At 43.3% G+C, this 23,707-nt stretch carries 15 protein-coding genes and 3 tRNA genes; 10 read left to right on the forward strand and 8 right to left on the reverse strand.

The window, feature by feature from the left end; genetic code table 11:
• Nucleotides 1–69 precede the first annotated feature (69 nt).
• The 3 genes from AHMF7616_RS10920 to AHMF7616_RS10930 all read right to left on the reverse strand — a co-directional run bounded on the left by AHMF7616_RS10920 (nucleotide 70) and on the right by AHMF7616_RS10930 (nucleotide 3,886).
• Nucleotides 70–1,512, reverse strand: a complete 1,443-nt coding sequence (locus AHMF7616_RS10920) for an NAD(P)/FAD-dependent oxidoreductase (RefSeq protein ID WP_233507482.1) — start codon at nucleotides 1,510–1,512, stop codon at nucleotides 70–72.
• A 511-nt stretch (nucleotides 1,513–2,023) separates the two neighbouring features.
• A complete protein-coding gene (locus AHMF7616_RS10925) occupies nucleotides 2,024–2,701 on the reverse strand; it encodes a metallophosphoesterase family protein (RefSeq protein ID WP_115372918.1) in 678 nt (225 codons plus the stop codon).
• Between the two features lie 234 nt (nucleotides 2,702–2,935).
• Nucleotides 2,936–3,886 carry an aldo/keto reductase gene (locus tag AHMF7616_RS10930; protein WP_115372919.1) on the reverse strand — a complete coding sequence of 317 codons (951 nt, stop codon included), beginning with the start codon at nucleotides 3,884–3,886 and terminating at the stop codon, nucleotides 2,936–2,938.
• 596 nt (nucleotides 3,887–4,482) lie between these two features.
• Here AHMF7616_RS10930 and AHMF7616_RS10935 point away from each other — a divergent pair.
• From AHMF7616_RS10935 to AHMF7616_RS10950, 4 genes are all read left to right on the forward strand, one after another.
• Complete coding sequence (locus AHMF7616_RS10935) at nucleotides 4,483–5,880, forward strand: RtcB family protein (RefSeq protein WP_115372920.1); 1,398 nt, start codon at nucleotides 4,483–4,485, stop codon at nucleotides 5,878–5,880.
• 287 nt (nucleotides 5,881–6,167) lie between these two features.
• Nucleotides 6,168–7,118 carry a 1-phosphofructokinase family hexose kinase gene (locus AHMF7616_RS10940; protein ID WP_115372921.1) on the forward strand — a complete coding sequence of 317 codons (951 nt, stop codon included), beginning with the start codon at nucleotides 6,168–6,170 and terminating at the stop codon, nucleotides 7,116–7,118.
• 233 nt (nucleotides 7,119–7,351) lie between these two features.
• Nucleotides 7,352–10,636: a type ISP restriction/modification enzyme gene (locus AHMF7616_RS10945; protein WP_115372922.1), complete on the forward strand. Its 3,285-nt coding sequence runs from the start codon at nucleotides 7,352–7,354 to the stop codon at nucleotides 10,634–10,636.
• A gap of 44 nt (nucleotides 10,637–10,680) precedes the next feature.
• Complete coding sequence (locus tag AHMF7616_RS10950) at nucleotides 10,681–11,409, forward strand: hypothetical protein (protein ID WP_115372923.1); 729 nt, start codon at nucleotides 10,681–10,683, stop codon at nucleotides 11,407–11,409.
• A 254-nt stretch (nucleotides 11,410–11,663) separates the two neighbouring features.
• Here the strand turns inward: AHMF7616_RS10950 and AHMF7616_RS10955 are convergent, their stop codons facing one another.
• The gene (locus tag AHMF7616_RS10955) at nucleotides 11,664–14,996 is read right to left on the reverse strand and encodes a choice-of-anchor tandem repeat GloVer-containing protein (RefSeq protein WP_115372924.1); all 3,333 of its coding nucleotides are present in this window, start codon (nucleotides 14,994–14,996) and stop codon (nucleotides 11,664–11,666) included.
• A gap of 827 nt (nucleotides 14,997–15,823) precedes the next feature.
• Between AHMF7616_RS10955 and AHMF7616_RS10960 the strand changes: the two genes are divergently transcribed.
• Together AHMF7616_RS10960 and AHMF7616_RS10965 are read left to right on the forward strand one after the other, a co-directional pair.
• Nucleotides 15,824–16,009: a hypothetical protein gene (locus tag AHMF7616_RS10960; RefSeq protein ID WP_115372925.1), complete on the forward strand. Its 186-nt coding sequence runs from the start codon at nucleotides 15,824–15,826 to the stop codon at nucleotides 16,007–16,009.
• Between the two features lie 146 nt (nucleotides 16,010–16,155).
• Nucleotides 16,156–16,527, forward strand: coding sequence for a response regulator (locus AHMF7616_RS10965; protein WP_115372926.1), 372 nt, complete (start codon nucleotides 16,156–16,158; stop codon nucleotides 16,525–16,527).
• A 200-nt stretch (nucleotides 16,528–16,727) separates the two neighbouring features.
• Here AHMF7616_RS10965 and AHMF7616_RS10970 read toward each other — a convergent pair whose 3' ends face one another.
• The 4 genes from AHMF7616_RS10970 to AHMF7616_RS10985 all read right to left on the reverse strand — a co-directional run bounded on the left by AHMF7616_RS10970 (nucleotide 16,728) and on the right by AHMF7616_RS10985 (nucleotide 18,760).
• The gene (locus tag AHMF7616_RS10970; RefSeq protein ID WP_158546145.1) at nucleotides 16,728–17,099 is read right to left on the reverse strand and encodes a T9SS type A sorting domain-containing protein; all 372 of its coding nucleotides are present in this window, start codon (nucleotides 17,097–17,099) and stop codon (nucleotides 16,728–16,730) included.
• A gap of 1,229 nt (nucleotides 17,100–18,328) precedes the next feature.
• Nucleotides 18,329–18,402, reverse strand: a tRNA-Arg gene (locus AHMF7616_RS10975).
• Nucleotides 18,403–18,493: 91 nt separating this feature from the next.
• Nucleotides 18,494–18,567, reverse strand: a tRNA-Pro gene (locus AHMF7616_RS10980).
• A 105-nt stretch (nucleotides 18,568–18,672) separates the two neighbouring features.
• Nucleotides 18,673–18,760: transfer RNA gene (locus AHMF7616_RS10985), tRNA-Ser, on the reverse strand.
• Between the two features lie 330 nt (nucleotides 18,761–19,090).
• On the opposite strand from AHMF7616_RS10985, the gene AHMF7616_RS10990 reads away from it, so the two are divergent.
• From AHMF7616_RS10990 to AHMF7616_RS11005, 4 genes are all read left to right on the forward strand, one after another.
• Nucleotides 19,091–20,062 carry a VWA domain-containing protein gene (locus tag AHMF7616_RS10990; RefSeq protein ID WP_115372928.1) on the forward strand — a complete coding sequence of 324 codons (972 nt, stop codon included), beginning with the start codon at nucleotides 19,091–19,093 and terminating at the stop codon, nucleotides 20,060–20,062.
• The gene (locus AHMF7616_RS10995; protein WP_115372929.1) at nucleotides 20,059–21,024 is read left to right on the forward strand and encodes a tetratricopeptide repeat protein; all 966 of its coding nucleotides are present in this window, start codon (nucleotides 20,059–20,061) and stop codon (nucleotides 21,022–21,024) included. The genes AHMF7616_RS10990 and AHMF7616_RS10995 overlap by 4 nt, the downstream gene beginning before the upstream one ends.
• Nucleotides 21,025–21,121: 97 nt before the next feature.
• Complete coding sequence (locus AHMF7616_RS11000; protein ID WP_115372930.1) at nucleotides 21,122–22,306, forward strand: acetyl-CoA C-acyltransferase; 1,185 nt, start codon at nucleotides 21,122–21,124, stop codon at nucleotides 22,304–22,306.
• A 363-nt stretch (nucleotides 22,307–22,669) separates the two neighbouring features.
• Nucleotides 22,670–23,701, forward strand: a complete 1,032-nt coding sequence (locus tag AHMF7616_RS11005; protein ID WP_115372931.1) for a toxin-antitoxin system YwqK family antitoxin — start codon at nucleotides 22,670–22,672, stop codon at nucleotides 23,699–23,701.
• Nucleotides 23,702–23,707 lie beyond the last annotated feature (6 nt).

The following is a 23,707-nucleotide window of genomic DNA, read 5'->3' on the forward strand; positions in this document are numbered from 1 at the left end:
TTAAATAGAAAGAGAATTATAAATGCCAAACGTACCATTTAAAAATCTACCGATTAATTTGGTACGCTCCTACCCCACTGCTTTTTCTGTTACGGCTTCTACCGGAATGTTTTCTTTAGATTGGCCTACGATTAACCGGATACCCTTATCGTAGGTAAAATAACTACCCATCCAGTTTACCAGCACAAACAAGCGGTTCCGGAAACCCAGAATAGAAATCAAGTGAATAAAAGCCCAGATAAACCAAGCAATAAATCCTTGCGTTTTAAATTCTTTTTTAAAAATTTTTAAATCGGCTACGGCTTGGTTGCGGCCAATGGTAGCCATTGTGCCTTGATCGTGGTAATGGAACGGGCGCATTGCTTGGTTTTTCACCAGTTTTTTTAAATTTTGACCCAATAGCTTGCCCTGCTGCATGGCCGGTTGGGCCAGCATCGGGTGGCCTTCGGGGTGCTCCGGAGTAACTACCGCGGCAATATCACCAATGGCAAAAAGGTTTTGGTAACCCGCCACGCGATTGTACTCGTCGGTTTGCAGGCGATTGCCCCGCAAAATGCTTTCTTTCCGGATACCGGCCACGGGTGCGCCGGTTACGCCGGCCGCCCAGATTAACGTGCGGGTAATTAGTTTTTCGCCGTTATCCAAGGTTACGGTATAGCCATCGTACGCTTTCACTTTACGGTTGAATAAAATTTTAACGCCAAACTTTTCCAGATAATCCCGGGCTTTCTGCGACGCTTCCGCCGACATGCCTTTCAGCAGTATATCACCACTTTGGATTAAATAAATATCCATTTTTATAAAATCCAATTCTTTGTAATCGCGCGGAAAAACGTGTTTCCGCAATTCGCTTAAAGCCCCCGCCAGCTCTACTCCCGTAGGGCCTCCTCCTACGATCACGTAATCCATTAAACTATTGAGCTGCTCCTCGTCGTCGATCTGCAAAGCTTTTTCAAAATTGCTCAAAATTGTATTGCGTAAAGCTAAAGCATCCTGGATGTTTTTGATAGAAATGGCGTTTTTTTGCATAACCTCATCGCCATAAAAATTAGTGGTAGCGCCCGTGGCAATTACCAGGTAGTCGTAGCGCAGCAAGCCAATAGACGTTTCCACCAGTTGGTTTACCGTATCCACGGATTGCACTTCGGCTAACCGAAAGTAAAAGTTTTGCTGCTCGTCAAAAATCTTCCGGAACGGATAAATAATCGAATCGGCCTCTACCGCGGCGGTACCCACCTGGTACAGCAAAGGCTGAAAGGTATGGAAGTTTTGCTTATCGATTAAAATTACCTGTAAGTCGGCGCCCCGTAAGGCTTTCACTAACTCCATGCCGGCAAAGCCTCCCCCAATTATTATGACGCGGGCTTGACCCGTTTCTGCTATTTTGGCATTTTTAGTATTACTCGTGCTGGTAGCCATGCCATTCCATTTGTTTAAGGTGTATGAGGCCCCTTTGTTAAGCAAGGGCAACTTCTTTATTTTATCAATCTCTTTACTTCTTACGAAGAGCAAAAGTTTTAATGGCGGCAAAATCCCATATAAGCGTTTGCGGTAGTTGTTCGTTATAGGGTTAGTGCTTGCTCTGTAAAAAATTAAATGATACCAAAGTAGTAGTGGTTGTTCTTTAGAGCCAGTTCCCGGCTCCATGCTCTGGTGCTATCTGCCTAAATACGCTTATTTTGCTGCGGAATTTAGACAGCAGCTAAGCACAAAAAACAGCCGTTTGACTCAGAAGCACCTGCCCAGGTTCCAATACTACGCGACCGTATTCGGCAAATGGCATTGAGGAAAGAACGGCTAGCCAGAACGGAAGAATGAAACGAAGTTTGCTGGCTCTGGTGGTAAACATGAGGTAACCAATCCAAGAGGTAGCGCTGCTGCCCGGAAGCGGGAACCCAATCTAAAAAACCAAACTGATACCACTATCTCTAGGTACTAAGTAAGACCAGGCGTTCTGGTAGCACTATATACTCTAAGGAGTCGTTTTTTAAAATTTAAATTTAAACTGCTCACCCAACTCATTCTAAAAGTCATCGCGGTTATCCACCATTATTACCTCTAAGGTATCTAGATTTAAAGCTACGAGTTTGCCTAAGCCCGGGGGCCAGGAATACACACAACCGCCATCAATATTAATCACTGACTCGGCAGGTGGGCCAATACTGGCCATAATTTCGGAAGCCATGGTGGGCGTATGCCCGTGCACAATCCGCCGGCCTTGTGTAAATTTTTCTTTCACCTCAAAGTGCCGGATCCAAATCATTGCCTCGAAATCGGTAAACGGATTCGCCGCTTTAAAATTAAAACCGGCGTGTACCAGTAGGTAATCGGGCAACTCGTGGTAATAATCCAACTTAGCTATAAAATTTAGGTACTTTGCCGAAATATCCGCTACCTGCGGCGCATTAAAACTTTGCAAGGTGGTTTGTCCGCCGTTGCGCAGCCAGGTTGTTAAATACTGCGGGTTTTCCGGGGCTTGCAGCAATAAGTTTTCATGGTTGCCCATTAACGCCGTTATTTTAAAATTTTTGGCTTGCAATTCCATCATAAAATCCAGCACTCCCTTTGAATCCGGGCCACGATCAATGTAATCGCCCAGCAGGTAAAGCTGATCGGTAAGTTGCAGTTGCAAACGTTCTTCTACCAGAAACCGAAAAGTTTTAGCACAACCATGAATATCGGAAATAGCGTATCGATTCAATTTTAAGTTTGGTTACAGGTTAAAGGTTGCAAGTTACAGGTTGGAAAGTTTTAAGGTTACGGGTTGCAGATTGGAAGTTTTAGATTTTTTAATTCTGACTGGCGATTACTACAGGAATGTTAGCTGATAGATATCCGTTTGAGATATTGAAGAATTTTGTTCTGGATAAATCTTCTGTAAAATCAAATTTTAAACTTGCAACCTGCAACTTATAACCCCCACTCTGTAACCTAATTAAATCAGTTTTTGAATAAATTGCTCCATCCGGGTACGGGTAAGGGTATCGGGCAAGCGACCATAACCAGCTTGCATGTTATCAACCAGGTGTTTTATCTTAGAGGTAGCCGGAATAACACAGGTGATAGCGGGGTTACCTAATATATACTTCAGAAAAAACTGACCCCAACTAAAACAATCAAACTCCTGGGCCCACTCCGGTAAAGGTTTATCTTTAACTGCACTAAACAAACTGCCACTTTCAAAAGGCCGGTTTACAATTACGGCGATGTTTTTTTCTTGGGCCAAAGGCAATAACCGGTTAGCGGCTTCGCGGGTGGTAATATTGTAATTAAGCTGCACAAAGTCGATGGGCTCCGAGCGCATGATTTTTTCCAGGTTATCGTGTGCGCTAACCAAGTAGTGCGTTAGGCCAATGTACCGGATACGTTTAGCCTCTTTCCAGCCGCGCAAGGTTTTTAAATGGGTTTGCCAGTCTACCAGGTTATGAATTTGCATTAAGTCTAAGGGCTTGCTGCGCATTTCGCGCATCGAGGTTTCCATCTGGGTAATTCCGGCTTGTTGCCCCTGGGTCCAGACTTTAGTAGCCATAAATAGTTTTTTGGTAACGTTAAGTTCCGCCGCCAAGTCGCCCACCACCACTTCCGACTCTCCGTACATTGGTGACGAATCTATTAACTTGCCCCCTAAAGTTACAAACTGCTGCAATACTTCTTTTAACGGGGCCCGCATGGTTGCCGACGGGCTCACATCAAAAGTTTGCCAGGTACCTAATCCTACAGCAGGCAATAACTCACCGGTAGCGGGTATTTTGCGGAGCAGCATGGGAGCTGGTGTTGCTGCACTGTTAAGTGTTGGCGGTAAAAAGGCCGAAGCGCCCACCGCCGCGATCAGTTTAGTAGCTTCCCGGCGGGAGTATCCGGGTTTAGAGCGAGCATGGTTTTCCATAAAGCATTCCTAAAATTATACACATACTGCTACCCCTGTACGTAGTTTTTAAATAGCAGATCAGGTTTGTTTAAACGGGGCCACTACAAAATCCCAGAAGAAAGCGGCGCTTGCTTCCGGCCAAAACATAAACGCCTAAATCCCGAATAAGTTAGCTTATGTGGGATTTAGGCAAATTGATTTTAAAATGTATCATTCTGATTCTTAATATGGCAAAGAAGCCTTATAATGCGCCTAAAATTTTACGGGTTCTGTTATCTTTTAGAGCTAAAATTTAAAAAAATAGCTTGTTTATTCGCGCAGACTTTAAATGATGAACAAGGAAAAAGTCCTTTTATTTTGAAATAAGAAAAATACGATTATATTTGTTGCAAATAATTTAAATAAGCTTTTATGTTTCACGTCGCGACCCTGGCCATTATTAACCAAAATTGGAAGCTGAATCAGCTGGTCCGGGCCGTTTGTTGATATTTTTTTTATAGCATCATCAAAAAACCCGAACCGCCTTTGTTCGGGTTTTTTGTTTTATAACCGTATATATTTGAGAAATGAGTTCGCCAGTTTATGCCTCTAGTCGTGTGCCAAGCGCCTCAAACATGGTCAATAAAAAATTAACGGGACACGACCTGATGGAGTTAGGTTTTCCCGCCGGCAGATCTATTAATTTAGCTATCAGCCTCATGCAGAAACATTACGGTCACTTGTCTCCAGCGGCCCAGTTAGATGTACTCAGGCAAGCCTTACTGGCCCCAGATAAGTTTGTAACGCATACGGTACTGGGCGAAATTATTGCGGCTCTGGCCAAACAGCATCCAGAGCGGGGCGAAGTAACCTTGCACGTACAGCCAAAGCCTTACGCCGTATTTGGAGATAGCTTAATTGAAGCCGATGCTAAAGAACAAATGAATTTAGCGATGCGCTTGCCCGTAACGGTGCACGGCGCCTTAATGCCCGATACCCATAAAGGCCACGGTTTACCCATTGGCGGCGTTTTAGCTACCGCCGGTGTAGTTATTCCGTACGCCGTAGGCATGGACATTGCCTGCCGCATGCACTTTACGTTATATCCGGTGCCGGCAGCAGTGTTGGAGCAAAAAAAGCAACAATTCAAACAAATGCTGCAAGACCAAACCCGCTTTGGTGTAAATACCGGCTTTGAAAAACCCCGGGAGCACCGCGTTTTAGACCGGCCGGAGTTTAACCAAATTAAAATTTTACAGCAACTAAAAATGCGGGCCGCTCACCAACTGGGCAGCTCGGGTACCGGCAACCACTTTGTCGAGTTTGGGACTGTAACGCTAAACGCTAACCAAAACAGCTTTAACTTACCCGCCGGAGAATATGTCGGCATTTTGTCGCATTCGGGCGCGCGTAGTTTAGGTAAAAACATTGCGGCTTATTATACGCAAATTGCCATGGATACGTGCCGCTTACCCGTAGAAGCAAAATACCTGGCCTGGCTGGATTTGCAAACCCAGGCCGGTCAGGAATACTGGCTAGCCATGCAAATTGCCAACGAATACGCCTTGGCTTGCCACGAGCAAATTCACGAGCGGTTAAGCGCCAGTTTCGGAGAAAAGCCGGTGGCCCGCGTAGATAGCCCGCATAATTTTGCCTGGCAGGAACACTACCAAGGACAGGATGTAATTGTGCACCGGAAAGGGGCGGCTAAAGCCGCTGCCGGTATGGTTAACATCATACCGGGGTCCATGACCCAGCCCGGTTACCTCGTTCAGGGACTTGGCAACAAAGCCGCCATGGATTCCTCGTCGCACGGGGCCGGACGGGCCTTGTCGGCTAAACAAGCGGCGCAGGTGCTGTATCAAACCGAGATGAACGGCCTGGTAAAAGCTTTTGGCGTGGAACTGATTGGCGGCAGCTTACAAGAATCGCCGATGGCTTATAAAAATATGCATTACGTCATAGAAAGCCAGTTGCAGCAAGTAGAAGTATTAGGCACCTTTGCGCCCCGTATTGTGCGCATGGATCGTTAAAATAAATACGCGTTATTTACATGTAGTTAACCCCCGGCCATATGAAACAGGCCGCAAAACAGGGGTTTACAAAATTGGCAATTTTACCAACTTACAACTGGGCTTAATTAAGAAATTTTAAAATTTTAAGTATTTAGCTAAAATTTATTCGAACAAGTAGCAAAATAATTATTTTTTTGTCTAAAATTGAGTTTCCATGTATAACTCGGTGGTAACCTATCCGTTTTATAATTATAGTATAATAGTAATTTTAACGGGCGGAGGCATTTAGCTGCTGTTTAAAGAATATGAAAATCGTTACCTTAACTATAAACCCGGCTTTAGACAAAAGCACGCACGTCGAAAAGTTTGAGCCGGAACATAAATTGCGTTGTGCCGCCCCTATTTTTGAACCCGGTGGCGGCGGAATTAACGTTACCCGGGCCATTCGCAATTTGGGGGGTGACTCCCTGGCTTACTACTTATCGGGGGGCGCCACCGGCCAGGTACTGCAACAATTACTCGATGACGAAGGCATTACCCACATGCCTATTCCTTCGGTAAAATGGACCCGCGAAAATTTTTCGGTAACCGAAACCAGTACCGATAAACAATACCGCTTTGGGATGCCGGGCTCCGTTATTCCGGAATACGAGTGGCAATACAGCCTGATAAAATTAGAAAAAACGCTACCCAAACCCGAGTATATTGTGGCGAGCGGCTCGTTGCCCCGCGGCGTTCCCAACGATTTTTACGCCCGGGTAGCTACTATTGCCAAAAAAATCGGAGCGAAGTTAATACTAGATACCTCCGGCGAAGCTTTAATGCAGGCGGCTGGTATTGGCGTTTATTTACTAAAACCAAACCTGAACGAATTAGCCATGCTGGCCGGTAAAACCGATATCCAGGATGGTGAAATTGAACAATTTGGGAAACAATTGCTGGCGAATGGCATGTGCGAAGTATTGGTGGTTTCTATGGGTGGGGAAGGCGCGATGTTGATTACCAAAGACCAGGTGGAACATATTCCGGCCCCGAAGGTAAAAACCCGCAGCACGGTAGGTGCCGGCGATAGCATGGTAGCCGGCTTAGTTTACAAATTGTCTTTAGGCTGGTCTTTAAGCGATTCGGTGAAATACGGGGTGGCCGCCGGAGCCGCGGCGGTGATGTCGCCGGGTTCGGAGTTATGCCGCCGCGACGAAGTAGAAGAACTGTACAAATGGATTAAAGCGCAGAATCTGGTAGTAACGAATGCGTAGCTAACCGTAAAATTTAAAAAAAAGGCCGGAATCAAATCCGGCCTTTTTTATTGGCTACCCAGTCGGAAAAGGGCGTACCGCATACGCCCTTCCCCCAAATCCAGCAAAGATCAAATAAAATTTAAAAAACTGGAAGGCAAAAGAGTGCCTGAAGAAGAATCAGGCTATAATCCACTTGGATATCCCTGATTTATCCGATAGATTACAAAACAATACGCTTACCCGATTTTAGCATGACCGTAGAACAATACCTGCATATTATTACCCAACGCTACCAACAAGGCAACGCCACCGAACATACTTTTCGGGGCGATTTACAACAACTGATCGAAAGTTTGGTACCGGAAATACGGGCCACCAACGAACCCAAACGGCAAACCTGCGGCGCGCCCGATTACATTCTCACCCGAAAAGATATTCCGGTGGGTTTTATCGAAGCCAAAGACATCGGCGACAAAGATTTGAATGGCCAAAAGAAAACCGGCAACAAAGAACAGTTCGACCGCTACAAAGCTTCGCTGAACAACTTGCTGTTTACCGATTATTTAGATTTTCATTTGTACCGCGACGGGCAGTTTATTACCAAAATGGCCATTGCCGAAATCCAGCACGGCGTTATTGTGCCTTTACCCCAGAACTTTGCCGCTTTCATTAACTTACTCAAAGATTTTTGCACGCACATCGGGCAAACCATTAAAAGCTCCCGTAGGCTGGCCGAAATGATGGCCGGCAAAGCCCGTTTACTGGCCGAAGTAATTGAAAAAGCGTTGACCAGCGACCAAAACTACGACCAGGACAGCACGCTGAAGGACCAGATGCAGGCGTTTAAGCAAATTTTGATTCATGATATTACCCCGCGGGGTTTTGCCGACGTGTACGCCCAAACCATTGCGTACGGCATGTTTGCCGCCCGTTTGCACGATCCTACCTTGCCCACGTTCAGTCGCCAGGAAGCGGCCGAGTTGATACCGCGCTCGAACCCGTTTTTGCGCAAATTGTTTGGCTACATTGCCGGCCCCGACCTCGACGACCGCATTAAATGGATTGTGGATAGTTTGGTAGAAATATTTCTGGCCTGTAACGTCGAAGAATTGCTGCAAAACTACGGCAAAGCCACTAAAACCGAAGACCCGATAATTCATTTTTACGAGACGTTTCTGAGCGAGTACGACCCGGCTTTGCGCAAAGCGCGGGGCGTTTGGTACACGCCGCAGCCCGTGGTAAATTTTATTGTGCGGGCTGTAGACGATATTCTCAAAACCGAATTTAATTTACCGCAAGGCTTAGCCGACACCAGCAAGCTAAAAATAAAAAAAACCGTCGAAACCAAAGCCACCGCCGACCGCCGCTCGAAAGTAAAGCAGGAAACCATAGAGCAGGAAATACACCGGGTACAAATTCTGGACCCGGCCACCGGCACCGGCACTTTTCTGGCCGAAGTAGTAAAGCACATTCATAAAAAGTTTGCCGGGCAGCAAGGCATCTGGAGCAATTACGTGGAGAACCATTTGCTGCCCCGTTTGAACGGTTTTGAGTTGCTGATGGCCAGTTACGCCATGGCGCATTTAAAACTGGATTTGTTGTTAACCGAAACCCATTACAAACCCACCCGCGACCAGCGTTTGCGGGTATACCTCACCAACAGCTTAGAAGAACACCACCCCGACACCGGCACCTTGTTCGCCAACTGGCTCAGCACCGAAGCCAACGAAGCCAACCACCTTAAACGCGATACGCCCGTCATGTGCGTCATCGGCAATCCGCCTTATAGCGGCGAAAGCGCGAACAAAGGCGATTGGATTATGAGTTTGATGGAAGATTATAAAAAAGAACCGGGCGGAAAAGAAAAATTAAAAGAGCAAAACTCAAAATTTATTAATGATGATTATGTTAAATTTTTGCGTTTTGGACAACATTTAATTGAAAAAAACGGTAGCGGAATTTTAGCATTTATTAACCCGCATGGTTTTTTAGATAATCCAACTTTTAGAGGAATGCGCTGGAATTTGCTAAAAACTTATGATAAAATATATACCATTGATTTACATGGAAATGCAAAGAAAAAGAAAGTTGCACCCGATGGTACAGCGGACATAAACGTCTTTGATATTGAACAGGGTGTTTCAATTAATTTCTTTATTAAAACTGGAAAAAAAAAGGCAGATGAGCTAGGCCAAGTTTTTCATTTCGATTTGTTCGGAAGGCGCGAATTAAAATACAATTTCTTGTTAAACAATTCAATTAAATCAATTACGTTTAACAATTTCACACCTTTTCAAAACAATTACCTTTTCAAAAAAGTTGATAACACTTCTTTAAACAAATATAATGAAGGAATAAACCCAGTTACTTTATTTCAAATTAATGTTATGGGTTTTCAAACTCATAGAGACGACTTTGCAATTGATTTTAATAAAACTGAAATTCAAAAGAGAGCATCTGATCTACTAAACAAGAGTTTATCTAATGAAGAACTCTACAAAAAATACAAAATAAATGATAATAGAGATTGGAAACTATTTAAGGCACGAGCCGAAATTCAAAGTGATGTAAATTGGAATGAGAAAATTATTAATTGTGGCTACAGACCTTTTGATAACCGGCCTTGTTACTTTAGTTATGTTATGATGGATTATCCACGTAAAGAGTTAATTCAAAATGTTTTAAATAAAGACAATTTATTACTTGGCATTGGAAGACAGGGTATGGCTGTAGGTGATATAGAATGGTGTCTTAGCATAGTATCAATATATCCAGTTGATGCAAATGTGTTTAGAAGAGGTGGTGTAAATCTTTTCCCTCTCTACCTCTATCCCAAATCCGACGGCCAGCAAAGCATCGAGCCATCCGCGGCCAGAAAGCCCAACTTAAACCCAACCCTAGTGCAGCAAATTGCCGATAACTTAGGTTTAACCTTTACGCCCGAAAAAGAAACGGAAGGGGAAGTTTGTTTTGCCAACAGTTCCGACGTGCGGACGGAGTTTAAAAACAGCTTCGCCCCGATTGATTTGCTGGATTATATTTACGCCGTCCTGCACAGCCCCACGTACCGCGAGAAATACAAAGAATTTTTAAAAATTGACTTTCCGCGCGTCCCTTATCCCAAAAATCCAGACGTATTCTGGCAACTGGTAAAACTCGGCGGCGAGCTCCGGCAAATCCATTTACTCGAAAGTCCCGCGGTCGAAAATTATATCACCCAATACCCCGCCGATGGCAGCAACGTAGTCGATAAAGTCCGGTTTATACCTTACGCTTACGCCGAAACGCCTCCGGGCGAGGAACACCCGGATTATTTGGGCGATGTGTACATCAACGAAACCCAATACTTTGCCGGTGTGCCCACTTCGGCCTGGGAGTTTTACATTGGCGGCTACCAGCCCGCTCAAAAATGGCTCAAAGACCGCAAAGGCCGCTCCTTAGATTTCGACGATATTCTGCATTATCAAAAAATAATCGTGGCCTTAGCTGAAACGAACCGCCTGATGGCCGAAATCGAAAAAATAAGCTTTGAATAACTGTAAACATACTTTAATAAGTTATAAGTGCCGGATAATGTATAATGCTAGAAATAAGAAGAATTTTATTTGTAAGTACGCTTTTATGTATTCTCTCCTGTAATTCAGAAAAGAAAGAGGTAAAAGAGTCTGATACAGAAATCCAATCAAATTCCAATGCTCAACAAAGTAATTACCAATTAGGCGTAAATACAACGGATAAAAAGGCATTAGAAAGAAAACAGCTATTTAACCTTTTTCTTAAAAAGTTTAACAGGGTTTCCCTTCCATATAAATATAAGTGGACGAGCGATACGGAAAGAATTAGCTTTTCGGAAAACGCAAAGCTGAACAAGAATTCAGCCGACACCTTGTTTGCAAGAACTGATTATTTTAGTGAAACGTATTGTTACGGTTTTCTTTCCGATACCTCTAAATTTTATGCACTCCTTTACTTCTTTCCAGCTGACGATTATTACCCTGTTTTAGCTACTTATACCAAATCAGGAGATTTCATAAACCAAGAGCCTCTTACTGTTAATGGGTGCGGTTCTGATTGCGGCCTTCGTTATTGTTCCCAAACGGTGGTACTCGATAAAAACCTGTTTATCAAAAGTACAGACTCTATAAGATATGATTTCCATTGCGATGATGAAGGGAATCCTATGAAAGACAGCGGTTTATCAATTGTCGAATTGAAATCCGGACAATTAAATAAAAATGGCAAGATTGATATGGGAAAAGAAATACGGTCAGAAAAAAGACTTCTTACAACACTATCTAAAGATCAATAAATTGTTTTTTAGATAGTATTTTTTGCGTAAGTCCGATACTTTTTATATCTAAATTCTGGGGTCTCTGGTATAGCACAAAGCCGGAGTTTGTGTTTTCACAAACGACTTTAAGCGTTTCTGGCCTAAGCCCCATACTTATTACGTCTAAATTCTGGAGTCTCCTGTAGTGCTGCTAGTGTTTATTTAGTTATAACCCCGAGTAAAAATAAAACCCGGCAAGCCCAAAAGCCTACCGGGTTTTATTTTTTAAATTTTTATTTTTTTATAAACCGCATTGTTTGTTGTTTGTCCTTACCGGTTACCCGCATTGCGTATAAACCCGGCAAAAGCTGGCCCACGGAAAATTCCAGTTTGCCCGGAGCTAATACCCGGTGGGAGTTGTGGCTTACCGGTCTGCCGTTGGCATCCACAATAGTAGTAGTTATCCCGGTTGCGGGTATTTTTAAAGCTACGGTAAATTTATCTGTTACCGGATTGGGGTATAAGCTGGTAATCACCTCCTGCTCTGCTTCGGCCGGCAAAGGGCTTAATTGCTGTTCAGTGCCGGCGGCTGGCAATACTTCTATGGCGGCCACATTGGCCTTATCTACCACCGAAATAAAGTTTAAATTTAAAAATCCGTCGGTTACGGTTATGTTTTTAGAGGCAATCACGGCGGTTTGCGCTCCGCCGGCGACAGCGTAAATATCAAAATCAGTCAGCCAGATATTCTCTTCGACGGTTACGTTAAACTTTCTTTTTCCGGGGGCGGTGAAGAACAATTCCGCGAAATGCAGCTTTACCTGGTACGTACCGTTATTTACCGGAATCTGGTAGCTGAACTGGCCTCCGGTATTCGTGGCCCTACGGTTATTCTGGTACAGCAGATCGTCGGTAGTATTCGCCACCGGCACCAAGGCGGTAGATACACTGGTAGCTCCCTTAAAATAAGCATCGGCGCTAAAGTTACCCGGCGTAGCCGCTACAGCTTCTCCCCCGGCGTTCAGGCGTACCGTACTGGCCACCGCCGGACCCACGGTAATCGCAACGGTTTGGGGCGCTGAGGTTTGACAGCCCCAGGTAACGGTAAAAGTAAAAGCATCGGTACCGGTATAATTGGCTTCGGGCGTATACGTCCGCTGGGCGCCCGAACCGGTTACAGTACCGTGTTTGGGCAGGGTCACTAGTTGGTACGATAGAGGCGCAGCGCCCGAACCGGTTAAAGTTATTTGTTTGGCTGTATTCAGGGCCGTAGTTAAACTTTGACTATTGGCCACCGGGGTATTTTTTTGAAAAATTAAACTGCCCAGCGGCGTTCTACCCTCCGTAGGTCCGTTTAAATGGTGCAGAATAGTATGTTTTCCTTGCGGGGTAATTTTAAAAATCGTACCGTTAAAGTGTTGGCCTCCACCACTGGTTAAACCGTAAAAGTTGCCTTGCTTATCCATGATCAAGCTGCCGTGCGGATTAGCGCCATCGTTGTACTGGTCCGTCATATATTTAAGAATGCTTATCTGGCCGGTAGGCGTAAACCGGAAAATAGTACCAAAGCCGTTTTTACCTCCGCGGGCGGTCATGCCGTAAAAATTACCATCCTTGCCTAATACCAGGCTGCCGGTAGGTAAATCACCGTGGTCAAACTGGTAAAAAGAATGCAATTTTGTAAACTGGCCTTTTGATGTTACCCGAAAGAAAGTACCGGTATTGTAATCACCCCCTACGTTCGTCAGGCCATAAAAATTACCATCGCGGCCTTTTACCAAATTACCGCGCGGTGAAGAACCATCGGCGTAGTTATCCAGGCTGTGCACTACTTCGTACGAGCCCGCGGGCGTAACCCGGAAAATAACCCCGGCTAGGAGGTGGCCGCCGGCGTTGGTCATGCCGTAATAATAACCATCTTGGCCGTCTACTAAACTGCCCCAGGGCGAGTAACCCGTATCGTCGTTTTGGAAAGAATACAATACTGTAAAGTTTCCTTTAGGCGTCATCCGGAAATAAGTGCCGCTGCCATTTGCCCCGCCGTGGCGGGCCAGGCCGTAAAAGTTGCCGTCTTTTCCCAGCAATAAGTCGCCGACCGGATGCCCGCCATCGTTAACGTCATCTAAAGACCGTAAAATCTTATAAGAGCCATCCGCGCACAACCGGAAAATAGTACCGAAATTATAAGTGCCGCCCCATTCGGTCATGCCGTAAAAAAAGCCATCGGGGCCTTGCACCAAACTACCCTGGGGAGCTACGCCTCCAAAAGTACCCGGCAAGGCTACTAAAATTTTAAAATTTTTACCGTTGGGGAGTATTCGGTAAATGGTACCATCATTTTGCGGGCCACCTATCTCGTTCATGCCGTACAGATAACCGTCGGCTCCTTGCACCAAACCACTCGCCCTGCCGCCCTCTTCCGCCGGCGAAAAAGCGTGCAAAGCCCGCACGGTGCCACGCGGCGTTACCTGATAAATCGTTCCGTTAAACCAATCGCCCCCGTTCATGGTGGTGCCGTACAAGTTCCCGTCTTTGCCCAGCATTAAACTTCTTTTGGGCGTATTGCCAACCGCATCGAAACCATAATGATGGATTACCTGATACTTGCCGGTGGATGTTATGCGGTAAATGGTACCGCTGTAATTATCGCCCCCGTACGATGTAACCCCGTAAAAATTGCCATCCGGGTGTTTTACCAGGCTACCAATTGGCGTGCCGCCGGTAGCCCTTTCGAAAGAATGTAAAAGCGTGAAGGTGCCAGATGGTGTTATTTTAAAAATGGTACCCAGTTCGTAGGCGCCGTAACTAGTAGTTACGCCGTAAAAGTTACCGTCATTACCCAGCACCAAATTGCCACTCGGCCAACCTCCCCGCGACGTACCGTTAAAATGGTGCAGCACCGTATAAGTGCCCGTTGGGGTAAGTTTAAATATTGTACCTTTATCAAAAGTACCGCCGTAGTGCGTCATCCCGTAAAAGTTGCCATCCGGCGCTTGCAGTAAATCACCATAAGGCCGGTAGCCATCGTTCCGCGTAAAGTTGTAAATAACGGAATACTCGCCCGCCGGAGTCATTTTAAAAGCTACGCCGGGTACAGCCCCATTACTCATCAGTCCACCCGAAGAAGTCAGGCCGTAAAAACTACCATCAGCCGCTTGAATCAGATTGTTTCCATCGGCGGGGGTACCGTCGTAACCAGCAAAATCATGCAAGATAGTAATTTTACCAGCTGGGGTCATTTTAAATATAGTACCGAAAGTAGCCGCACCTCCGCCGGAGGTCATTCCGTAAAAGTTGCCGTCTTTGGCTTGTATTAACTCTCCTTGGGGCTTTGAACCCAGTTTGGTAAAAGTTTTGTGCACACTGAAATGGCTACCGTTGGTTTTTAAAGAAAATGCCGTGCCGCCCCCCTGCGGACCGTAGTCGGAAGTTAAGCCCCAAAGCACCTCTACTTGCGCCTGGGCATTAAAAGTGGTCAATAAAAAGCTTAGTGCTACTAATAAGCTCCTACGCCGATTAAGTAGAGGAATTAACCAGCGGAAGCCGTTTAGAATGACGATTAGAATCAGCTTTATTTCCCGAAGCCAGCCTTTCCGGACGATTAATGGGAGGTATGATTGCATCATATTGGATTGAATTAGTTTAGAATTAAGGTTAAAGTTTTTTTAACTGGAATCTCAGATTAAGAATTTACGGCGCTGGTTGGCCTTCATTTTAAAAATTAAGTTTATTCCATTTTTGCTCAACTTTCGTAAAAAGGTACTCTTGGTTTTAAGTTTCCCTTGAGCAGGATGTACACTGCCCCTTTTAGTGCAAGTCCTAGTTCTGTAACAGATATCTTCTCAGAATTCAGGACCATTGTTTTCATACCCCTACAGCCCGGTCTATGGATGTCTTCTAATTATTTAGGCGATTAGCTTATTTTCTTAAAAATCAGCTAATCGCCTCTTCCGGAAAATGGCAGGACTAGTTTCTTGTTTCAAGCAACAATTTTAAAAGAAAAAACTTGGTTACGAAATACGTAGTTCCCGGTAATTTTCAAGAGTTTTCGTAGTAATAGCTCTTGTTTGTTATTAATTTCCAGCTGTTTACGCTTTTATTGATCGGCGGAGAACCGTTTTTTTAAATTTTCGGCCAGCTCGAAGAACCCAACGTAAAACTTACAGAAATACGGTTATAATTTAATCAGTACTTCTTTCGAGTTCTAAGAAATAAGCGTTTTTATTACCCTTTAAGATTACGCGCAAGCAGGAGCATAAACGCTAGCTATACAGCCACAAGAGTTGCCTTTTTAAATCATTAATTGCATTATATTTTATTCTGAACAGGACAAAACGGAGGCGTTGTTTTAGAAAATGGAAAGACTTCTAATTAGCTCAGATCAGGTATAGTATTTACTAATTAACCCTCGTATAAGCCTAAAAAACATCAGGTTTAGAAACAAACAAAAGAAATGAAGCGCACCTGGGAGCCTGTAGAAGAATTAAATAAATATCAGATTGAAATGGCAATTAACTATCTGGATAAACGCATTGACGAGGAGCCAGACAAAGCTAAAGTTATGGAATACTGCGTTATGAAAATTGATTTAATGAATGAATTAATGCTTCTGGATAATAATAGCCACTGGATTATTTAACCAGGAAGAAGCAAAACCTTGCTAATTTCTTCAAAAATTCGCAGCAACTATTTATTTCCTATCCAAATCTCGGAAAAGTATTATATAATTGGGCATGGATCGCGTATAGTTGTACTTGGTATCTACCAAAATTTAAAAGCCCTATTATGATATTAATCGTTGACGACGATGATACCACTCGTTTTTTAATTAAACGGGTAATTAGAAGTGTGGACTATAAAAACCAAATTTTAACGGCTAATAACGGGGAGGAAGCATTATCTGTATTAAACCAGGCTTGTTCAGCCAATAATTGCCCGGAGCTGGTATTACTCGATATTAATATGCCCGTTATGAATGGCTTTGAATTTTTGCAGGAATTACAAAACTCAACCATAGCAGCATGTTGCCTCAAAATAGCTATTCTAACTTCGTCTGATAATCCAATTGATTATTTAATGGCGCATGAGTACCCAGTAATAGCTTTTTTAGAAAAACCTTTAACCCAGGATAATTTTAAGCGTGTAATGGCGGCCTAACAGGAAACTGCCCGGAGGAAACTTCATTAAATTTAAATAAACAGTAATTAGTGAGTCTTGGTTTGTTTACTTGAAGAAAGGTTTTAACCGTAATTAATAAAATTAACGGTGGAGTAACCCCCAAAAAGCCACCCTAAACAGAGTGGCTTTCACAAGTAATTGGTACAGGTAATGTATAGATTGATTAACGGATGAACTTTTTATTTATTTATTGTTAAATGTTTTGAAGCGGTCGACTTGCCGTTTACCACTAATGAGTAAATATAAGTACCCGCTTTTAAGTCTGAACGGTTCATTTCTACTTGTCCGCTGGTCGATGCCGACAATGTTTTTACATTTTTACCAGTATTGCTGTCAAACACCAAAATCTGGACGGTGCTACCCGCCGGAATGCTATACCGGAAAGTGGTAGTGTGATTCACCGGATTTGGTTGATTTTGCTCCAGGCTTGCTGCCTGCCAAGGCAGGCTGTTAAGGTCCAAGTTACTGCCTGTTCTATTTTCAGTTTTTAGTTTATTTACTTCGGCGGATAACACATTAATTGTTTGCTGTTGCTCCTGCACGGCTTTCACCAGAATCGGAATCCGTTCGGTATAATAAAGTTAAAGCAGCATATACAGTTAAGTGCGGTGGAATAAAAATCAGGAATTAACCCGTACAAGCACCCCAGTGGTTACAAGTGGCAGGAAAACGAGTACCAAAAACAGGTAAGTTTGTCATTAGATCGGGAATTGTTCAACGTCTGTTAACGGAGAAGTAAAATTGTTTTTGTCAGCTGTATTCTGTCGAAATTGTAGCTGTAAAACTTCAAAAAGAGGCATAAAAAAGCAATACTCATTTTTCAGTATTTTTTCTCAAATCCTTAGGAGAATTAATTTTCACTGGGTAAATGCTGCAAGAAGAGGCATGCAGGACATACTTTCCCCGTTTTATTTTTCTTTGAGGAACTCAAGTGGTGGTACCACCTGCAAAGCGCCTGCGGATGCTTCCTTAACAAGCTTTTTTTATAAATCATAAAACGAGTAGATCGCTTGCTTTTTAGAAAAAAGTTTAGGCTTATAATACCCAACAAAATATTAAAGCTGGTGAGAAAGGTTAATCCAAAATAGAGAAGTTGTGTTTTGAGCATACCTGTTGTTTTTTAATACTATTTTGAAAGCTGTTGTATTTACCAGTAAAGCGAGGATTAAAGCATTTTCGTACCAGTCCGGCTTAGCAGCAATAATCTACTAGCGGCATGTTGATAAATTGCGAATTCCGCATATAGGCCAGGAGTACTAAAAGTCTCTTTTTTAAAGTGCATACTGGTTCGATTTACATGCAATTGTAAAATGAAGAAATAAGATAATCTAAATTTATCCCAATTATATTAGCAATAACGGAAATTTAAAAATATTAGCTAATAAATTTAGAAATAAATTATCATTATCAGGTAATTACTATTAATTTTAGTAAACACATCATGTTTTATATTGCTGCATAAAGAGCTATTACCCTGACTATATTTCTTAGTTTGCCTGTAATTGGGGAAGGCTGCAACTAAAATGGGTCGTTAACCTGGGCTAGTATCTCAATTGAAGCGCTTGGGAAGCACCCGAACAAACATCAAGATTGTTCTCTCGAATAAAGAAGATAGTCTGCAAAAGAATAACTCTTTTTTAGCAGGCAGCAGGGAATCTGCAAAAAGAGCGGCCCTAGAATACAGCAAATTTTTGATGATTTAGTTGCCCCATATGCAAAAAGGCAGGCAAACAAAAAAGCACTTACAAGATTTAACCTCCTAAGTGCCTAATTTTTTAAGTGATCCCGTTTGGATTCGAACCAAAGACCTACTGCTTAGAAGGCAGTTGCTCTATCCAGCTGAGCTACGAGACCGGTATAAAAAAATACGAATTATAAATTAGAATTAATAATCGCTCTCTCATAAAGCTTTATCATTCATAATTCATAATTCGTAAATTAAAAGTCGGGGTGGCAGGATTCGAACCTACGACCTCCACATCCCAAATGTGGCGCGATACCGGGCTACGCTACACCCCGAACAAATAGTTGCTTTTGCGAAAAGACACAACATGCTTTTCCCAATTGCGGTGCAAACTTAATGCTTTTTTTGAAATAACTAACCTTATGTCAAAAAAAAATTTGCGGAGTAAGGGGGATTCGAACCCCCGGTACCCTTTAGAGGTACGGCAGTTTAGCAAACTGCTGGTTTCAGCCACTCACCCATCACTCCGGCTCTTTCGTTTAAAGAGATTGCAAATATACCAGAATATTTTTTACAAATACCAAACTGATTTAAAAACTACTAAAAAATTTTAAAAGACCCAATAGAGTGCTACAGTAAAGCTTTTTAAAGTTATTCCATAATTAAATTGCGTTATTAGCCGTTCAGTAAATGCCCCTACCGCAGAGGCTCCTGTTATCTGGATAGTAGCTTTTGAATACTTATCTTTGCTTTACATGGCAACACCGTTGTTTTTTTAATTTTAATATCAAAAGAGGCCCTATGAAGTGCTTACTTTACCCGAACGCTAGCTAGATAAACCGTTTCTGATTACACCGCATGAATTGGTATCAATCTTTTACCTCCCTGGAAATTATAGTAAGCATCTTATTTTTAGTGCTATACGTTGGTTATATGTACAAAATACACCGTTTAGCGGCGCATTTTAAGCAAAGTGCCGGTATATTATGGGTTAAATTTGGCTTTCGTTCTTTTTACTTTATATTAATCCTGATTGCTATTCTCGGGCCTTCGTTTGGGGCCATGAAAAAAGAAATTAAAACGATCGGAAAAGATATGTTTATTCTCGTAGATGTAACTACTTCCATGAATGCCCGCGATGTTCCCCCTTCGCGCCTGGCAAAAGTGAAATACGAACTCCGGCAATTAATTCAAAAATTTAATTCCGATCGCATTGGTCTGATTGTATTCTCGTCGGAAGCAGTGGTTCAGTGTCCGCTTACATACGACCAAAGCGCTTTACTTTTATTTACCGAAACCTTAAATACGAACTTACTGCCTCGGGCGGGCGCTAATTATGTGCCTGCTTTGCAGTTAGCTTTAGCCAAATTCAAAGCCAATAATCAACCAAATCTTCCCGAAAAACGAGCCGAAATTATTCTGCTTATTAGCGATGGGGAAGATTTTAGTGCCAATCTTAATCCGGTTTACCGGCAATTAAATCAGGAGAATATCCGGGTAATTAGTTTAGGAGTGGGATCAGAAAAAGGCGTACCTATTCCGCTAAACCAAGGATTTGTAGTGGATTCCAAAGGAAAGCGGGTAATTAGTAAATTAAATGCCGAGCGTTTAGCCGAAATTGCGGGCAATACCAATGGGCAGTACTTTGAAATTGGAGCTCGTACTTCCGAAATTCCGCGTCTGATCAGCGCTATTAATGCCATCGAGGGCGAAAAGCAAGAAACCCGGACGGTAGATGTACGCGCTAACAAATACTATTATCCGTTATTTTTAGCATTTATATTTATCATACTCGATATAATAGTTACTTTAAACGTTGTCAGGATATGAAATTAGTGGTTGCTTTTACCATTTTTTTAGCTTTTTTCAGTCAAACGTTAACGAAAGTAGCGCGGATTAATCACTATCTGGAAGAGGCTCAAGCGGCTTATACCCGGAAAGATTTTGCCACGGCCATTTACTTTTACCGGTATTTAAATGATTCTTTACAGGTGCGCGACCGGGAAGTAAAAGTAAATTTGGCGCACGCTTATTTTCAAAGGAAAAATACGCAGCAAGCGCTAAAGTATTACCAGCCTTTACTTACCCGAACGCCGCCCCGAATTTCTTCGTTAATAAATTTGCAGCTGGGGGTAATGATGGTTCCGAATGATAAAACCCGGGCCTTGGACTATTTTAAAAAAGCCTTAATCTTAAATTCGCAGAACGAAGAAGCCCGCTACAATTACGAATTATTAAAAAAATACTTGCTTCAGCACCCCGAAGAAAAACAATCCATCCCACCCCCATCGCGTCCAGAACAAGCAAAAGCCGAAAACTTAAAACCTAAAGAAAACTCTTCTTCGGGCCACAAAGAAGATACGCAGGGCAGCAACCAAGCCGAAATACCGGATTTAAATAACTCCGACCCATTAAACTTACCGCAACCAAACTTAAATGCGCGTAATTTAGAAAATGATGCAAACAACCCAACAACAAAGAAAGAATGGAGGGAAGAATCAAAACGTAATTCCCAGCAAAAAGAGCTTACCGGCACCTTAGCCGGTAACACCCGCGGAATAAATAATACCGGCCATGAAAATAATAATCGAGGCTCCGGTAATAACAGAACCGAAGAAAACACTGCTCCTGGTGGCAGCCAAACTACTTACAATGCATTAAAGGAAGCCAGTATAACGCCGGAAAAAGCCCGCATGCTGCTCGAAGCCATGCGTGAAGCCGAAGTCCAGTATTTACAACAAATTCCAAGGAAGGGCACAAAAAAAACTAATTCTGATAAACCTAATTGGTAAAAACTTAATTTTGCCTGATACTCTAGGACTCTAGGACAATTTTTTTAAAAATTTCTTCGGAATAGAAATTTAGCCCTAAATAAAACAGCATATATATATGGCCTTAAAAGAAGTATACATTATTGCGGCGGTTCGCACTCCAATTGGTTCTTTTATGGGCAGCTTAGCTGCTTTATCCGCTACCCAGCTAGGGGCCGCAGCCATTAAAGGCGCTTTACAAAAAGCCGGCGTGGCCCCCTCCGAAGTGCAGGAAGTAATTATGGGTAATGTGTTATCGGCTAATTTGGGCCAGGCTCCGGCCCGGCAAGCGGCTTTGTACGCTGGTTTAGGGTACGAAGTAGAATGTACTACCGTTAATAAAGTGTGCGCCTCTGGTTCCAAAGCTATTATGTTTGCGGCGCAGGCCATTATGCTGGGCCACAAAGAGGTAATTGTAGCGGGCGGAATGGAAAGCATGAGCAACGTACCTTATTACCTGGATAAAGTACGGTCGGGCACCAAATTAGGCCATGGGCAAATGATTGATGGTTTGTTGAAGGATGGCCTCTGGGACGTATACAACGATTTTCATATGGGTAACGCCGCCGAACATACGGCTCGGGAAATGGGCATTACCCGCCAGATGCAAGATGAATTCGCGATAGAATCGTACCGCCGCTCAGCCGCCGCCGCGCAAGCGGGCCAGTTACAAGACGAAATGGTACCTGTGGAAATCCCCCAACGCGGTAAAGAACCCATAATTGTAAACACCGACGAAGAATACACGAAAGTAAATTTTGATAAAATTGCCAGCCTCAAACCAGTTTTTGATAAAGAAGGTACCATTACTGCCGCCAACGCCTCTACTTTAAACGATGGAGCAGCGGCTGTGCTCCTGATGAGCAAAGAAAAAGCTGAAGCGTTAGGAGTTAAACCTATTGCCCGGATATTAGGCTTTGCCGACGCCGAACAGGAACCCAAATGGTTTACTACATCCCCGGCATTAGCCATTCCCAAAGCCTTAAAAGTATCCGGAATTAAACCCGAAGAAGTTGATTTTTACGAGATCAACGAAGCTTTTGCGGTAGTATCTCTTGCCAATAACCAGAAGCTGAATTTAAAAAACAGTAACGTTAATGTTTTTGGCGGAGCCGTGTCACTGGGCCACCCTTTAGGAGCTTCGGGAGCGCGCATTGTTACCACCTTAATCAACGTACTGAATAAGAAAAATGGCAAAATTGGGGTAACCGGCATTTGCAATGGCGGCGGTGGGGCCTCGGCCATTGTTCTGGAAAAATTGTAAAATCCTGGCAAACCAGTCCGCTAGATTTCAAATTTTTAAATTTTTAATTTCGTAAACCGCTCACAAACGCAGCAACCATTCTTTTTGGTAAACCGAAAGATGGGAAAGAAATAAGTATCACTTTCTGGCTTTTAGCAATCAACTGTTTTCGAGTAAAGTGCGAACTGGGCTTAATAAGTATTTGTTAACTCCAGATTACTGCCATTAACAATGACATAAGGTAGTCGCATTCGTATCATTCTGGATAAAGGGTAGCCGGGCCGGAAGAACCTGATTCTGATTTTATTCCAACAAGTAAAACTATATTATTTGTGTGCGCCTTACGTTTATTAACCAGCAGGCCATAATACCCTACGTTTTCCCATGAACTATTCTTTGCGCTATATTTTACTTATTTGGTTTATCTACCTGGCTACCGTTTCGGCTTTTGCTCAAAAGCGAAAAAGAGTGGTTAGTTACCACGATTCGTTACGAACTGCCATTAAACAAATTTACTACATTGTACCGCCCGATACTGTACCGGAAGGCACGTACAAACGTTTTTACCGAAGCGGCAAACTAGAAGCTATTACTAGTTTTGTGAACGGCAAACAAGATAGTGCTTACCAGGAGTTTTATGAAAACGGCGCCAAACGGGTCACGGTAAATTATAAACACGGACTGCGGCAAGGTTTATTCGAATCGTATTATCCCAACGGGAAGCCTTTGCAACAAGCTAACTATACCGACGACCAGCAAACCGGCCCGATCAAAACGTTTTTTGAAAACGGCCATCCAAAAATGGAGGCCACCTTTGTCAACGGTGCGCCGGATGGGGAAGTAAAAGAATATTATCCGGAGGGCAGTTTGCAGTCGGTGATTACTTACGTGAAAAGCCAACAAAGCGGCCCAGCTAAAACCTATTACCCTAACGGAAAAGTTAAATCCGAAGCCAATTATAAAAACGGCGTGCTCGATGGCTTTTTCAAAACTTATTACGATAACGGCCAGCCCGAATCGGAAGCCACCAACGAAGGCGGCAAACGCAGTGGCGTGATGCGTACATTTTACCGATCCGGCAAGTTAAAGTCAGAGACCAACTATAAAACCAGCACCCTGGTAAAACCTAAAGTACTAACTCCCGATGGCCAGATCAATAAAGAACGCGTACTGACAAAATTTAAAAATACCACTAGTCAACCCGACGGCCCGGCCCGCACATTCTACGAAACCGGGCAAAAAATGAGTGAAATAAACTATGCGAACGGTAAGGCAACTGGTACGGCCCAGTATTTTTACCCGAGTGGCCAGTTAAAACAAGAAATCCGGTATTCGAACGATGAACAAGACCGGAAGATTACCTCCTATTTTGAATCCGGTAACGTACAGGAAGAGCAATTTTTTAAAATAAGGTAAAATCCG

The organism is Adhaeribacter pallidiroseus, assembly GCF_003340495.1.
Taxonomy (GTDB): domain Bacteria; phylum Bacteroidota; class Bacteroidia; order Cytophagales; family Hymenobacteraceae; genus Adhaeribacter; species Adhaeribacter pallidiroseus.